This window comes from Pseudomonas sp. IT-93MI4 (genome assembly GCF_949767635.1).
Lineage (GTDB): Bacteria > Pseudomonadota > Gammaproteobacteria > Pseudomonadales > Pseudomonadaceae > Aquipseudomonas > Aquipseudomonas putida_A.
The window spans coordinates 13,433-27,166 of sequence record NZ_CATKPP010000054.1 but is presented as its reverse complement, the minus strand read 5'-3'; the positions used below and the strand labels follow the sequence as shown (position 1 = coordinate 27,166).

The following is a 13,734-nucleotide window of genomic DNA, read 5'->3' as shown; positions in this document are numbered from 1 at the left end:
TTGGCGCCGATAGCAAGTCAGTAGCCCCGACGCGGGGACGATTTGCAGTTGAGACACGCCATTTGCGAGGTGAGCAATGGGCACAGTACACACAGCAATGCCGCCACAAACCCTGTACGTCACGATCCGTCGCGATGAATTGCGCCAGTTGAAAGACGAGCGCGACCAGTTGAAGCAGGAGCTGGCGCAGCTGCGCTCGCTGACCCAGGGCGCTCAGCCCAAACCTCTGCCGGTGGTCCAGCGCCATCCGCACGCCTGACCTGCCCCGCCAGCTTCGGGAACGGCGCCTGTCGTTCCCGACATGATGCTCCCCTGCCCCTGATCAGCAACTAACGAAGTTTTCACACTGCCTTGGTGATACTCCGGCCCATTCTGGCCGTGCGTTTGCGCGCGGCTTCCGTTCGTCGGTTTGATGTAGCGCTCCGACGGTGGTTAGTGACGATGAGCTGGAGTGCTGAATGGCATTGTTCAAACGCAGCAAAACGACTGCGACAGGTTTCGACTGGGCCGGGGTTCTCTGGCTGTTCGCTTTCTTCTGGTATTTCTCGGGCATCACCCAACTGTTGATTCAGCTGACCGGCACCTCCGGCTTCAGCGGTTTCCGTCAGGCCTTCGTGATGAGCGCGCTGTGGCTCGCCCCGATGCTGGCGTTTCCCAAACGCACCAAACTGCTGGCCGCGCTGATCGGTATCGTCCTGTGGGCCTGCTCGATGGCCAGCCTGGGTTATTTCTTCATCTATCAGCAGGAATTCTCGCAAAGCGTCATCTTCATCATGTTCGAGTCGAACATCTCTGAAGCCGGCGAATACATGACCCAGTACTTCGCCTGGTGGATGATCCCGGCATTCCTCGCCCATACCGCTTTCGCCTATTTCCTGTGGACCCGCCTGCGCCCGGTGTACATGCCCCGAGGCCGCGCGTTCGTGGCTGCGATCGCGATCGTCTTCGCCGTAGTCGGCTACCCGCTGATCAAACAGACCCAGCGTACCGGCAGTTTCGCCGGCGGTTTCGAGAAGTTCGAAGACCGTATCGAGCCAGCCGTGCCTTGGCAGATGGCGGTGGCTTACCACCGTTACCTCGACACCCTGGCCGGCATGCAAGACATGCTGCACAGCGCGAGCAAGGTGCCGCCGCTGCATAACCTCAAGGTGGCCGATGCAGATAAACCGTCGACCCTGGTGCTGGTGATCGGCGAGTCGACCAACCGTCAGCGCATGAGCCTGTACGGCTATGGACGCAAGACCACCCCGGAACTGGACAAGCTCAAGGATCAGCTCGCGGTGTTCGACAACGTCATCACCCCGCGCCCTTACACCATTGAAGCGCTGCAGCAGGTCCTGACCTTCGCCGACGAAGAGAATCCTGATCTGTACCTGTCCACGCCGTCGCTGGTCAGCATGATGAAACAGGCCGGTTACAAGACCTTCTGGATCACCAACCAGCAGACCATGACCAAGCGCAACACCATGCTCACGACCTTCTCCGAGCAGGCCGACGAGCAGGTGTACCTGAACAACAACCGCAACCAGAACGCCGCGCAGTACGACGGTGATGTGATCGAGCCGTTCAACAAGGCGCTGACCGACCCGGCGCAGCGCAAGCTGATCGTCGTGCACCTGCTCGGCACTCACATGAGCTACCAGTACCGTTATCCGCCGACCTTCGACAAGTTCCAGGACCGTACCGGCGTGCCGGCCGGCGTACGTGACGATCAGGTGCCGACCTACAACAGCTACGACAACGCCGTGCTGTACAACGATTTCGTGGTATCGAGCCTGATCAAGGACTACGCCAAGTCCGATCCGAACGGCTTCCTGCTGTACCTCTCCGACCACGGTGAAGACGTGTTCGACTCCGCCGGCCACAACACCCTCGGCCGTAACGAGAACAAACCGACCGCGCCGATGTACACCATTCCATTCATGGCCTGGGCTTCACCGAAATGGCGCGAGAACCACGACTGGAACTTCGCCGCCGACCTCGGCCGGCCGTACAGCAGCTCGCACCTGATCCACACCTGGGCGGACATGGCCGGTTTAAGTTTCGATGAACTGGACCGCAGCAAGAGTCTGGTCAGCGACAGCTTCAAACCGCGTCCGCTGATGATCGGCAACCCGTACGAACGCGAGCAGCGCGCCTTGATCGACTTCAGCCTGATGAAGCCAAAAAAGGTCGACCCTGCCGCAGCGAATGTCGTGCAGCAGTAACCGCTCGGAAGGCATCGGTTTCGAGAGATCGCAACCGGTGTAACGCATAAAGAAAAAGCTCCGTATCGCAAGATACGGAGCTTTTTTCGTTTTGGGCGTTCAGGAAGCCCGCTTTATGGGGCTCTACTGTACCGCCTGAGGGAAATCGGAGCAGCCAGCATGCTCGCACGTACCCTCCTCCCTGAAAGAGCAGCCAGCGCGCTCAGAAGGCGCCAGTAAATTGCACCACCAGGATCAAGGATTGTTCCAGCACAAAATCAAACGCCCCGAACAAGTCGGGGCGTTTGTGGATGCGTTCACTTGAGTGCTTTCACACCCTTCGCGATGCAGGTCCGGCGCTATCAGTAAGCCTTGCCGGTCTTGTAGAAGTTCTCGAAGCAGAAGTTGGTGGCTTCGATGTAGCCTTCAGCGCCACCGCAGTCAAAACGCTTGCCCTTGAACTTGTAGGCCATGACGCAGCCGTTCTGGGCCTGCTTCATCAGGGCGTCGGTGATCTGGATTTCACCACCCTTGCCTGGCTCGGTCTGCTCGATCAGATCGAAGATGTCCGGGGTCAGGATGTAACGACCAATGATCGCCAGGTTCGACGGCGCGTCTTCCGGCTTTGGCTTCTCGACCATGCTGTGTACGCGGTAGATGTCGTCGCGGATCATCTCGCCGGCGATCACGCCATACTTGCTGGTTTCCTGCGGATCGACTTCCTGAATGGCGATGATCGAGCAGCGGAACTGCTTGTACAGCTTGACCATCTGGGTCAGTACGCCGTCGCCTTCGAGGTTGACGCACAAGTCGTCCGCCAGCACCACGGCGAACGGCTCGTCACCGATCAGCGGACGACCGGTGAGGATCGCGTGGCCCAGACCTTTCATTTCAGTCTGACGGGTGTAGGAGAACGAGCACTCGTCGAGCAGCTTGCGGATGCCGACCAGGTATTTCTCCTTGTCGGTGCCTTTGATCTGGTTTTCCAGCTCATAGCTGATGTCGAAGTGGTCTTCCAGAGCGCGCTTGCCACGACCGGTCACGATCGAGATTTCAGTCAGGCCAGCGTCCAGAGCTTCTTCAACGCCGTACTGGATCAGTGGCTTGTTTACCACCGGCAGCATTTCTTTGGGCATGGCTTTAGTCGCTGGCAGGAAGCGAGTACCGTAACCGGCTGCTGGGAACAAGCATTTCTTGATCATATAAGTCCTTGAAAGGGCTGTGTGTACGAGTTTCGGCGCAGTCTAATCAGGCGGCGTGCACCTTACAATGCCCCGCACTGGCTAACCGATGCCAACATAGAGAAATATTCTCGCCGATAGTTCCGTTGGCGACTTCGACCCGCGAAAACAGAGTAGCTCAAACACGCAAATGCGCTGCATCACCATACGCTCATCATCCCCCAATGTGAGGATTTGTCGGTATCATGGCGCCTTTGAACCAGCGAACGAGACAGATAGATGGCCGCGGTAAAAATCATCAACGGGTATGTGATCGACAAGAAAGACGGCAAGTGGAACCTGACCACGACCAATGGCGAACACATCGCTGGTCCTTTCGACAGCGAGCAGCTGGCGACTGATGTAGCGTCGGTATTCACCGACACCCCTGCGTCGTCCAAACGCCGTGGCAAAGATCAGGACTGATCTGTTGCGACACGCGCCGAGCCCTGCCCTTGTGCAGGGCTTTTTTGTGGCCGCTCGCAGCATGATGAAAACAAGTGGCCAATCGCTATAACCTTTTCATGCTGGCGCTGTCAGAGCGTTTAGCCCCTCCCTCGCTGAAGACGACACACTTATGAACATGAACAAAATGCTGCCGCTGATCGCGGTATTGGCCCTCGGTGGCTGTGCCACCTCGGAAACCACCTACCTGAACAACGGCGAACAGGGCTTAAGCATCGACTGCTCCGGGGAAGCCAACTCCTGGGCCACCTGCTACGAGAAGGCTGACGCCTCCTGCGCCGGCACCGGCTATCGCATCGTCGGTACCGACGGCACGCCGGCGCCCAAGGAGAGTGACAAAACCCTGGGGGTCGACGTCGGCAACTACAAGAACCGCAGTGTGGTGGTGGTCTGCAAATAGACCCTACATGTGGATCTCGGCGAACTTGATCCCGAGCCCGCGCACGATCTCGATCAGGTCGTCGAGCCGGGCGAAGGATTCGACTTCGTCGTTATCGTCCACCAGAAAATAGCTGCGACCGGCGCTCTTCTTGAAAAACACGATCCACTCGCCCGAGTTCGCCGGGTTCTGAATCACATGCGTGGCAGAGATAAGGCCCTCTGCATGCCGTTCCCGTACTTGCTCTCGCTTCATGCGCGACTCCAGAAATGAAAATGCCGTCACAGCAGGACTGTGACGGCATCGGTGCTGATGGACGCTATTCTATCAGCCGGAAATACAGGCATTGGCGGCGTTTTGCACGTCACGGGGACGAACCGGCACATTGGACATCCGCTCATGCAGCTTGATGCTGCTGCCGCCGGAACGGTCTTCGATATCAAACACCGCAGCCGCGCCAGTGGAAAATTTCCCGGGAACAATCACTCGCACGCCATCCTTGTGCGGCTGCATCTGCAGCGCGCCGCGGCTGTTGGCAAGCTTGTCGGCCAGGCACTGAGCATACTCATGGGGTTTCTTGCCGGAAATCACGCTCATGGTGGGCAAGGTTTCGTTGATTTCGGAAACACTCGCGCAACCACCCACGACCAACATCAACGGCAGACACACCACACCCCACTTCATACAAATACCTCCCATAAAGACCCTCGGACAGCAGTAATGCCATTTTTCTCCGAGGCTTACTCCATTAAACCCGCATGGAATCGCGAATAACTGTTTTTAATTGTCAAAGCAGCGCTCGACGGCGGGATAATAACCCGTTCGGGCTGATAAACTGCGCCAATCGCACATGCTATCGTTTTGATTTAGTAGAAAAAGCCCTTCTGGAGGCGCCCATGAAATTCATTCACCAGCGCGAGCACCTCAACGAAGACGACATCGTCGTCATCCAATGCTCGCAAACCTGCAACATCCGCTTGATGAACGACGCCAACTTCCGCGCGTTCAAGAACGGCGGCCGCCACACCTACCACGGCGGCGCTTTCGACACGTTTCCTGCACGCATCACCGCGCCGAGCACCGGTTTCTGGAACATCACCATCGACACCGTCAACCGTCGCGCCATCAGCGTCACGCGCAAGCCGACCCTGACCCACTCGATCAAGATCATCCGCCGCTCCAGCTCCAAACTGAGCTGAGTCGCCCCTAACGCAAAGGTAAGCACGACCGTGGCCCAAACGACCAAATACGTCATCAAATACAAGCTCAACGGTGAACGCCGTTTCGAGTTCGCGCAACTGGAAAACGGCACCGTCGAAGAGGCCAAGGCCGCACTGGACGCCATCCATGGCACCACCGAAGACGTGATCAGCGACATCGCCGTGAGCAAAGCCCTGTAACGCAACACTCGGGATTCGACCGCAAGCGGCGGAGTGTTCTGCCGCCGGTATTTGCCCAGACTGACAGCCTCGACCAAAGGGTTCAGGAGTCAGCATGTCAATGTCCCCGTCTCGGCTGGATGCGCTCGATTGTGCAAGCCTCGAACAGCATCTGGATCAATATGGCTATGCCATCGTCCGCTCGTTGCTGTCGGCGCAAACCTGTGAACGCTTGAGCGCCCTGTATTCGCAGACCGAACCGTTTCGTTCGCAGGTCATCATGGCCCGCCACGGTTTCGGTCGCGGGGAATACAAGTACTTCAGCTATCCCCTGCCGACAGCCATCGAACGTCTGCGCACTGCGTTTTACCCGCGCCTGGTGCCGCTTGCCAACCGCTGGTACGAACGCATGAATGTGCCTGTACGCTTTCCCGCAACCCATTCCGAGTTTGTGCAGCGCTGTCAGGCTGCCGGCCAGCTGCGGCCGACACCCTTGCTGTTGCAATACGGCCCGCAGGACTACAACTGCCTGCATCAGGATCTGTACGGAGAACTGGTTTTCCCACTGCAAGTGGCGATTCTTCTGTCGCAGCCCGGAGAGGATTTTACCGGTGGCGAGTTCGTTCTGACCGAGCAGCGTCCACGCATGCAGTCGCGCCCGCACGTTGTGGCTCTGCACAAGGGTGACGCGGTTATATTTGCAGTCAACCAGCGTCCGGTCAGCGGCACTCGCGGCGATTATCGAGTGACCATGCGTCACGGCGTCAGTCGCCTGCACAGCGGAAATCGGCATACTCTGGGCATCATCTTCCACGACGCATCATGAACACCATGCACCCGACCACCTTCGACCTGTTCGCCGACCACGAACCCGAGCAACAACCCCGCGCCGAGCAGATCGGCGAACAATCGTGGGTGTTGCGCGGCTTCGCCCTGCCGGTGATCGATCAACTGTTGCCAGCGCTGGAAGCCATTCTCGCCGTAGCACCGTTGCGCCACATGATGACCCCGGGCGGTTTCAGCATGTCGGTGGGCACCAGCAGTTGCGGAACCCTGGGCTGGATCACCGACCATAGCGGTTATCGCTACAGCACCGTCGACCCGCTGAGTGGCCAGCCCTGGCCGGCGATGCCAGAAGTGTTGTCAGAACTGGCGCGCAAAGCAGCACAGCGCGCTGAATTTGCCGACTTTCATCCAGACTCCTGCCTGATCAATCAATATGTCCCCGGCGCGAAAATGTCTTTGCATCAGGACAAAGACGAAAATGCCTACGCGGCGCCCATCGTTTCGCTGTCATTGGGGTTGCCGGCGATGTTCCTGTTCGGTGGTTTTGCCCGTAGCGACAAAAGCCAGCGCATTCCTCTGCTGCATGGCGACATGGTGATCTGGGGCGGGGTTGATCGCTTGCGCTTTCACGGCGTGCTGCCGATCAAACCCGGGCGGCATCCGCAGTTGGGCGAACGCCGGATCAACCTGACCTTGCGTGTCGCCGGGTGATCTGAAAAGTTTGACCGCAAGGCCCGGAGTGTTACCAACATTGCCGCTGGTTAACCTGAATCAAACAGGTCAACGGACTACTCGCCATGAAAAAGCTTTCACCCCTCATCAACGTTGAAACCGATCCACGCTGGGCCGCCGTCGTTGCACGGGACCCACAGGCCGACGGGCAGTTTGTCTATGCGGTGAAAACCACCGGCATCTACTGCCGCCCCAGCAGCCTTTCACGTTTGCCCAAACCGCAAAATGTCGAATTTTTCGACAGCGCCGAAGCTGCCGAAGCGGCGGGCTACCGCCCAAGCAAACGCACAAGCAAAGATCAGACTGACGTCGCCAGCCAGCACGCCGCGACCGTGGCGATGGCCTGTCGGCAGATCGAGTCGAGTGAAACAGTGCCCGCACTCAATGAACTCGCCGAAACCGCCGGCCTCAGTCCTTTCCATTTTCATCGGGTGTTCAAGGCCGCAACCGGCCTGACACCAAAGGGTTACGCGGCGGCGCATCGTTCGCGCCGGGTGCGTGAACGGCTCGCGGATGGCGGCACGGTGACCGATGCGCTGTACGACGCGGGTTTCAATTCCAACAGCCGCTTTTATGAGTCAGCCGACAAGGTACTGGGCATGAAGCCCGGCGACTACCGCGCTGCCGGTCGCAACAACGACATTCATTTTGCCGTTGGCCAATGTTCGCTCGGGGCGATTCTGGTGGCACAGAGTGAGCGCGGCGTGTGCGCGATTCTGTTGGGCGACGATCCGCATCAACTGGTGTGCGATCTGCAGGATCAGTTCCGCAACGCAAACCTGATTGGCGCCGACGCCGGATTCGAGCAATTGATCGCCAAAGTGGTGGGTTTCATCGAAGCGCCAGCGCTAGGCCTCGACTTGCCACTGGATGTGCGTGGCACAGCGTTTCAGGAACGGGTGTGGCAGGCGTTGCGGGAGATTCCAGTGGGTCGCACCGCCAGTTACGCCGAAATCGCTCAGCGCATTGGCGCGCCGACCTCCATGCGCGCCGTGGCGCAAGCCTGCGGCGCCAACCGTCTGGCTGTAGCAATCCCCTGCCATCGCGTGGTGCGCAGCGATGGCAATCTGTCGGGGTATCGCTGGGGCGTAGAGCGTAAGCGCCAGTTGCTGGAACGCGAAACCCAGTCTTAGCGCACGCCGATGTAGACCGACACGGACTCGGGGCCGGTATAGGCCTCGAAGTCGGTAGCGTAACGGCGCTGAATCTGCGGATTGGCTGCAAAGAAGTCCCAGATCTTTCCCCAGGTCGAGATGACCGCATCTGGCAACGGCCCCTGCGCTTCGAACACCAGATACTCGCCCGCTTCGATCCGCACGGACTCAAAGTCTTTGACTGAAGCATTCACGGCAACGCCAGCGGTAACGTCAAACGCACCCGAAGCATCCGACTCGTAAGCCGAATACACGCCATAAATCGGCGAATGGGCTGACTTGCCGGGAATGGATTCGGCCAACTCCTCGCCGAAAAACCGGCCCCACATCGGGCCGATTTTCGCGGTTTCGGGTTGGTGCTCTGCGGCGTTGGTGGTGCGAACCTGCAGGCCAGCAACGGTGAAGGCGTCGATTTGCTGTCGTTTCAAATCCATCGAAATTGCGGCTCCCTGTATAGAAGTGCGGCCACACAGGGCCGCAATGACGCCTACTCTGTCAGCGATTGACGTCGACCACAACCCTGCCGCGAAGCTGTCCGGCGAGCAGTTTTGGCGCCGCGTCGATGGCCTCGCTCAGGGCGATTTCGTGACTGATCACTGGCAACAGGGCGAAGTCCAGATCCTTGGCCAGACGCGCCCAGGCCTCGATCCGCCGCGCTTTGGGCTGGGTCACGCTGTTAATTCCGGCCAGGGTCACTCCGCGCAGAATGAACGGTGCCACCGATGCCGGGAAATCCATGCCCTGAGCCAGACCGCAGGCTGCCACCGTACCTTCGGCGCGGGTGCCTGCACAGGCGTTGGCCAAGGTGTGACTGCCGACCGAATCGATCACTGCGGCCCAGCGTTCCTTAGCCAAGGGCTTGCCCGGCTCAGACAAAGTTGCGCGGTCGATGATCTCACTGGCGCCCAGTTGTTTCAGGTACTCATGCTCGGACACCCGGCCCGTGGACGCCACAACGCGATAACCAAGTTTGCTAAGCAAGGCGATGGCGAAACTGCCCACCCCGCCATTGGCGCCGGTCACCAGCACTTCGCCCTGATCCGGGGTCACGCCGTTGCGCTCCAGCGCCAGAATGCACAGCATCGCCGTGTAGCCGGCGGTACCAATGGCCATGGCTTGCGCGGCGGTAAAGGCTTTGGGCAACGGAATCAGCCAGTCGCCATTGAGCCGCGCCTTCTGCGCCAATCCGCCCCAGTGACTTTCGCCCACGCCCCAGCCGTTGAGCAGCACCTGATCACCGACCTGGTAATCGGGATGCGAACTGACCTCGACCGTGCCCGCCAAGTCGATCCCCGGCACCATCGGAAACTTGCGTACCACAGGGCTGCTGCCGGTAATCGCCAGTCCGTCCTTGAAGTTCAGCGTGCTGTACGCGACCTTCACCGTCACGTCGCCTTCAGGCAACTGCGCTTCGCTGATCTGCTGCAGGCTGGCGCGGTAACCGCTGTCGTCTTTGTCGATCAAAATGCCGTTGAACATGGCTGCCTCTCAATCAATGGATTCAAATCCTCGTGCCCTGAAATAACACAAAGCAACACATTGCCCCACCCGACTTTGCGCCAACTCGCGAATCCGCCCGGTAATTGTGAAGCGGGCGGCTATGCTTTTTCGACGGTCGTGCTTTCGCTGCCATCCTGCTGAAAGCGGCCCTGTCGATGGAGCTGACAATGTCTTACCCGCGCTCGTTGCTTGCGATACTGATGCTGTGCCTGCTGACGGTTGGCGACACTTGGGCGGCCCCGGCTACCGCCAGCAAACCTGCTGCTGCCGACGCTGCCGCCAGCGCTCCGACGTGGCCGCAAGTGATCACCAGCGGCAAGGCCAAACTGACCGTGTACCAGCCGCAACTCGACAGCTGGGATGGCTACACCCTCAATGCCCGGGCTGCCGTCGAAGCCACCGGCGCCGACGGCAAACCCACCTTCGGCATCGTCCTGTTCAGCGCGCACACGCTGGTCGACAAAGCCACGCGCTGGGTCGCACTGGATCAGTACAAGATCATCAAGGCCGACTTCCCTGCCGATGCCAGTCAGGCCGACGTCTGGCTCGGCGCGCTGCAGAAAGATGCCGAAAGTCGCAAGAAAACCATTTCCCTCGATCAACTTGAAGCCTCCGTCGGCGTACTGTCGGCCGAGCAGAAAGCCGACAGCGCGCCACTGCAAAACACCCCGCCGACAATCATCAGTTCCGACGTTCCCGCACTGCTCGTCTACATCGATGGCGACGCCGTGTACCGGGCGGTCGATGGCACCGCGCTGCAACGGGTGATCAACACCCGCCCGCTATTGCTCAAGGACGCCGAGGGCAAGCACTACCTGCATGTGTTCGATGGCTGGATGGTCGCTGACAGCCTCAGCGGCGAATACACTCGTCTGACCTCGCCGCCAGCCGATCTGGAGAAGGCCAAACAGGCGGCGATCCAGAGCCGTCAGGTCGATTTGCTGACCGGGCAGAGTGATCCGAAAGACAAGGTGCCAAATCTGGCCAGACCGCCGCAGCCGAAAATTTTCATCGCCACCACGCCCACTGAACTGATCGTCACCGACGGCGCAGCGCAGTGGCTACCGATTCAGGGCACCAGCCTGCTCTACGTGAGCAACACCACCGGGCACATCTTCAAGGAAATCGGTGACCAGAACAGTTACGTGCTGATCTCCGGGCGCTGGTTTCGCGCTGCCGACATGCGCGGCCCATGGACGTTTACCCCAGCGGACAAACTACCGGCAGATTTCGCCAACATCCCGGATGACAGCCCGAAAGAGAACGTCAAGGCTTCGGTCGCCGGCACACCGCAGGCCAAGGAAGCCGCGATCGCGGCGACCATCCCGCAAACCTCGGCGATCAAGAAGAGCGCTGTGAAAATGACCGCGCCGCAGTTCGACGGCGAGCCGCAGTTGAAGGCAATCAAAGGCACATCCCTGCAGTACGTGGTCAACAGCGCGACGCCGATTATTCGTGTCGACAACGACAACTGGTATGCGGTGGAAAACGGTATCTGGTTCAGCGCCACCTCGGTGAACGGACCATGGAGCGTCGCCAGTTCGGTGCCGGCGGTGATCTATTCGATCCCGCCGAGTTCGCCGATGCATTACCTCACCTACGTCAAAGTCTATGAGTCCAGCGGTGACACCGTGGTGGTCGGCTATACCCCGGGTTATCAAGGGTCGAATCTGGATCCGGCCACCGGCGTGGTGGTCTACGGCACCGGTTATCCGTACACGCCGTGGGTCGGCAGCGTCTGGTACGGGCCACCGGTGACCTACGGTTTCGGCGTCGCCATGCGCTATACGCCGTGGACAGGCTGGACCTTCGGTTTCGGCTTCGGCTGGAGCTGGGGCGGCAACACCGTGGCGATGGGTTGGGGCTGGGGCGCTTATCCATGGTGGGGCAATTACGGCTGGGGTTATGCCTGGGGGCCGCGCCTGTATCCGGCGCCACTGGCCTGGGGTGGCGCCGCTTATGGTTATCGCGGCGGAGCTGTGGCCTGGGGGCCCGGTGGTTGGGCTGGCACCACCGGCAATATTTATCGGCAGTGGGGGGATCGCGCGACCGTCAGCCGCTATGGCGCCGGCTACAACGCCTGGACCGGCATCGCTGGGCCGGCCAGGTTGGTTCGTCCTATAACTCGCGCACCGGCATTGCAGCGGCAGGCCAACGCGGCGCGGTGCACAACGCCTACACCGGCAACTACGCGGCTGGACGCAGCGGTGAAGTGGTCGGGCCGAACGGCGGCGCCATCGCCGGTGGCCGGGTCACCGCAGGTAATGCTCGCACCGGCACCCAGGTCACCGCCAATCGTGGCGCGGTGTACAACCCCAACACCGACAAGACCACGCAGTATGCCGGCGTGAAAGGCCGCAACGGCGGCGCCGCACGGGTTGGCGACAACGTCTATGCCGGGCGCGACGGCAACGTCTACAAGAAAACCGACAACGGCTGGCAATCGATGGTCAAGGGCAGCCCGGCCCGCACGGCGCCGGTCAACAACAATGCGCAACTGCAGAACCTCAATCGCGAGTCTGTTGCGCGCAACTTCGGCAACCAGCGCACCAACAACTTTCACAATTCCTCGCAAGTCATGAACCGCTCATTTGGGGGCGGCGGGGGTGGCGGTTTTCATCGCCGCTGATGGCTGCATTGAAAATTCAGACTGGCCCCGAGTCCGGTTTTGCTGTTAAAAAACCGGCTCTGCCGTCCCTGCCCCGTTTCATCGTTCGGAGAACCGCTTTCATGAGCCAATGGCCTGACACTCGCATTCTTGACCTGCTCGGCATCGAGCTGCCGATCATTCAGGCCCCGATGGCCGGCGCCACGACTTCGGCAATGGTGATCGCCGTGTGCAACGCCGGCGGCTTGGGTTCGATGCCTGCCGCAATGCTGAGCATCGAGCAGTTGCGCGAAGAGCTGAAGACCATTCGCGAGCACACCCGCAAACCGTTCAACGTCAATTTCTTCTGCCACCAGCCACCGGCCGCCGATGAACAGCGCGCGCAAGACTGGAAAAACCTGCTGGAGCCTTACTACCGCGAATTGGGCGTGGATTTCGACGCACCGACACCGGTTTCCAACCGCGCGCCATTCGATGCGGCAGCGTGCGCCGTGCTCGAAGAGTTTCGTCCTGAGGTGGTGAGCTTTCACTTTGGTCTGCCGGAAAAATCTCTGCTGGATCGGGTCAAGGCCACTGGCGCGAAAATCCTCTCGTCCGCCACCACTGTCGATGAAGCGCTGTGGCTTGAGCAAAACGGTTGCGACGCGATCATCGCCATGGGTTACGAGGCTGGCGGGCATCGCGGGATGTTTCTCAGCGATGACTTGAGCAGTCAGGTCGGCACCTTTGCGCTGGTGCCGCAGATTGTCGATGCGGTCACGGTGCCGGTGATCGCTGCCGGCGCCATTGCCGATGCGCGAGGGGTGGCGGCGGCGTTGATGCTGGGTGCATCGGCGGTGCAGGTTGGCACCGCGTACCTGTTCACGCCGGAAGCGAAAGTCAGCGCCTCGCATCACCAGGCGCTGCGCAGCGCCAAGGAAAGCGAAACCGCGATTACCAACCTGTTCACCGGCCGCCCGGCTCGCGGCATTCTCAATCGGGTGATGCGCGAAATCGGCCCGATGTCACCGAAAGCTCCGGCCTTCCCGCTGGCCGGCGGGGCGCTGATACCGTTGCGTGCCAAAAGTGAAGCGCAGTTCAGCAACCTCTGGGCCGGTCAGGCGTTCCCATTGGGCGAAGAGCTGAACAGCGCTGATCTGACCCGGCAACTGGCGGATGGCGCTCTGGCAAAACTGCTCCGCCGCTGATCCGGCGCAGGGTGAGACATGGCACCACCTCACCCTGTGTTCACCAGCACTTCCTGTTTAGCGGCATTTCGCTATATATTTCGCTATATAGCGTTCCACCCTTCGCATCGGTGCAGTCCACCTCCAACAATAACTGCC

At 60.0% G+C, this 13,734-nt stretch carries 17 protein-coding genes; 12 read left to right on the top strand and 5 right to left on the bottom strand.

All coding sequences use genetic code 11. The annotated features are described in order from the left end of the window. The first annotated feature begins 76 nt into the window (after positions 1–76). Both ACM6I7_RS19275 and ACM6I7_RS19270 read left to right on the top strand, forming a co-directional pair. The gene (locus ACM6I7_RS19275) at positions 77–259 is read left to right on the top strand and encodes a DUF6026 family protein (RefSeq protein ID WP_007964649.1); all 183 of its coding nucleotides are present in this window, start codon (positions 77–79) and stop codon (positions 257–259) included. A 199-nt stretch (positions 260–458) separates the two neighbouring features. Continuing rightward, a complete protein-coding gene (locus ACM6I7_RS19270; RefSeq protein ID WP_414889065.1) occupies positions 459–2,207 on the top strand; it encodes a phosphoethanolamine transferase CptA in 1,749 nt (582 codons plus the stop codon). Positions 2,208–2,548: 341 nt separating this feature from the next. On the opposite strand, the gene galU is transcribed toward ACM6I7_RS19270, so the two are convergent. Then, positions 2,549–3,388: a UTP--glucose-1-phosphate uridylyltransferase GalU gene (gene galU, locus ACM6I7_RS19265; RefSeq protein WP_007912230.1), complete on the bottom strand. Its 840-nt coding sequence runs from the start codon at positions 3,386–3,388 to the stop codon at positions 2,549–2,551. Positions 3,389–3,646: 258 nt separating this feature from the next. Here galU and ACM6I7_RS19260 point away from each other — a divergent pair, with 258 nt between their 5' ends. Further along, positions 3,647–3,832: a hypothetical protein gene (locus tag ACM6I7_RS19260; RefSeq protein ID WP_007964653.1), complete on the top strand. Its 186-nt coding sequence runs from the start codon at positions 3,647–3,649 to the stop codon at positions 3,830–3,832. A 151-nt stretch (positions 3,833–3,983) separates the two neighbouring features. Continuing rightward, positions 3,984–4,271, top strand: a complete 288-nt coding sequence (locus tag ACM6I7_RS19255; RefSeq protein ID WP_115989694.1) for a hypothetical protein — start codon at positions 3,984–3,986, stop codon at positions 4,269–4,271. Between the two features lie 3 nt (positions 4,272–4,274). On the opposite strand, the gene ACM6I7_RS19250 is transcribed toward ACM6I7_RS19255, so the two are convergent. Beyond that, positions 4,275–4,505 carry a hypothetical protein gene (locus tag ACM6I7_RS19250; RefSeq protein WP_027612691.1) on the bottom strand — a complete coding sequence of 77 codons (231 nt, stop codon included), beginning with the start codon at positions 4,503–4,505 and terminating at the stop codon, positions 4,275–4,277. Positions 4,506–4,577: 72 nt separating this feature from the next. Further along, complete coding sequence (locus ACM6I7_RS19245) at positions 4,578–4,934, bottom strand: hypothetical protein (RefSeq protein WP_027612690.1); 357 nt, start codon at positions 4,932–4,934, stop codon at positions 4,578–4,580. A 212-nt stretch (positions 4,935–5,146) separates the two neighbouring features. Between ACM6I7_RS19245 and ACM6I7_RS19240 the strand changes: the two genes are divergently transcribed. The 5 genes from ACM6I7_RS19240 (at position 5,147) to ada (ending at position 8,280) form a co-directional block, all read left to right on the top strand. Next, entirely contained in the window at positions 5,147–5,449 is a 303-nt protein-coding gene (locus ACM6I7_RS19240; protein ID WP_024164475.1) for a DUF1883 domain-containing protein, read from the top strand. 30 nt (positions 5,450–5,479) lie between these two features. After that, entirely contained in the window at positions 5,480–5,650 is a 171-nt protein-coding gene (locus ACM6I7_RS19235; protein WP_096796544.1) for a hypothetical protein, read from the top strand. A gap of 94 nt (positions 5,651–5,744) precedes the next feature. Beyond that, positions 5,745–6,455 (top strand): 2OG-Fe(II) oxygenase, encoded by a 711-nt coding sequence (locus ACM6I7_RS19230; RefSeq protein WP_414889063.1) that lies wholly within the window; start codon positions 5,745–5,747, stop codon positions 6,453–6,455. Positions 6,456–6,460: 5 nt separating this feature from the next. Further along, a complete protein-coding gene (gene alkB / locus ACM6I7_RS19225) occupies positions 6,461–7,126 on the top strand; it encodes a DNA oxidative demethylase AlkB (RefSeq protein ID WP_414889207.1) in 666 nt (221 codons plus the stop codon). Between the two features lie 86 nt (positions 7,127–7,212). Next, positions 7,213–8,280 (top strand): bifunctional DNA-binding transcriptional regulator/O6-methylguanine-DNA methyltransferase Ada, encoded by a 1,068-nt coding sequence (gene ada, locus ACM6I7_RS19220; protein ID WP_414889062.1) that lies wholly within the window; start codon positions 7,213–7,215, stop codon positions 8,278–8,280. Here ada and ACM6I7_RS19215 read toward each other — a convergent pair. Next, complete coding sequence (locus ACM6I7_RS19215) at positions 8,277–8,735, bottom strand: GyrI-like domain-containing protein (RefSeq protein ID WP_139053887.1); 459 nt, start codon at positions 8,733–8,735, stop codon at positions 8,277–8,279. The genes ada and ACM6I7_RS19215 overlap by 4 nt on opposite strands. Positions 8,736–8,796: 61 nt before the next feature. Further along, complete coding sequence (locus ACM6I7_RS19210) at positions 8,797–9,780, bottom strand: MDR family oxidoreductase (protein ID WP_414889061.1); 984 nt, start codon at positions 9,778–9,780, stop codon at positions 8,797–8,799. A gap of 188 nt (positions 9,781–9,968) precedes the next feature. Here ACM6I7_RS19210 and ACM6I7_RS19205 point away from each other — a divergent pair, with 188 nt between their 5' ends. From ACM6I7_RS19205 to ACM6I7_RS19195, 3 genes are all read left to right on the top strand, one after another. Further along, complete coding sequence (locus tag ACM6I7_RS19205; protein WP_414889060.1) at positions 9,969–12,152, top strand: autotransporter; 2,184 nt, start codon at positions 9,969–9,971, stop codon at positions 12,150–12,152. Further along, the gene (locus ACM6I7_RS19200; protein ID WP_414889059.1) at positions 12,107–12,430 is read left to right on the top strand and encodes a hypothetical protein; all 324 of its coding nucleotides are present in this window, start codon (positions 12,107–12,109) and stop codon (positions 12,428–12,430) included. The genes ACM6I7_RS19205 and ACM6I7_RS19200 overlap by 46 nt, the downstream gene beginning before the upstream one ends. Positions 12,431–12,531: 101 nt before the next feature. Next, the gene (locus ACM6I7_RS19195) at positions 12,532–13,596 is read left to right on the top strand and encodes a nitronate monooxygenase (RefSeq protein WP_115989691.1); all 1,065 of its coding nucleotides are present in this window, start codon (positions 12,532–12,534) and stop codon (positions 13,594–13,596) included. Positions 13,597–13,734: the final 138 nt, after the last annotated feature.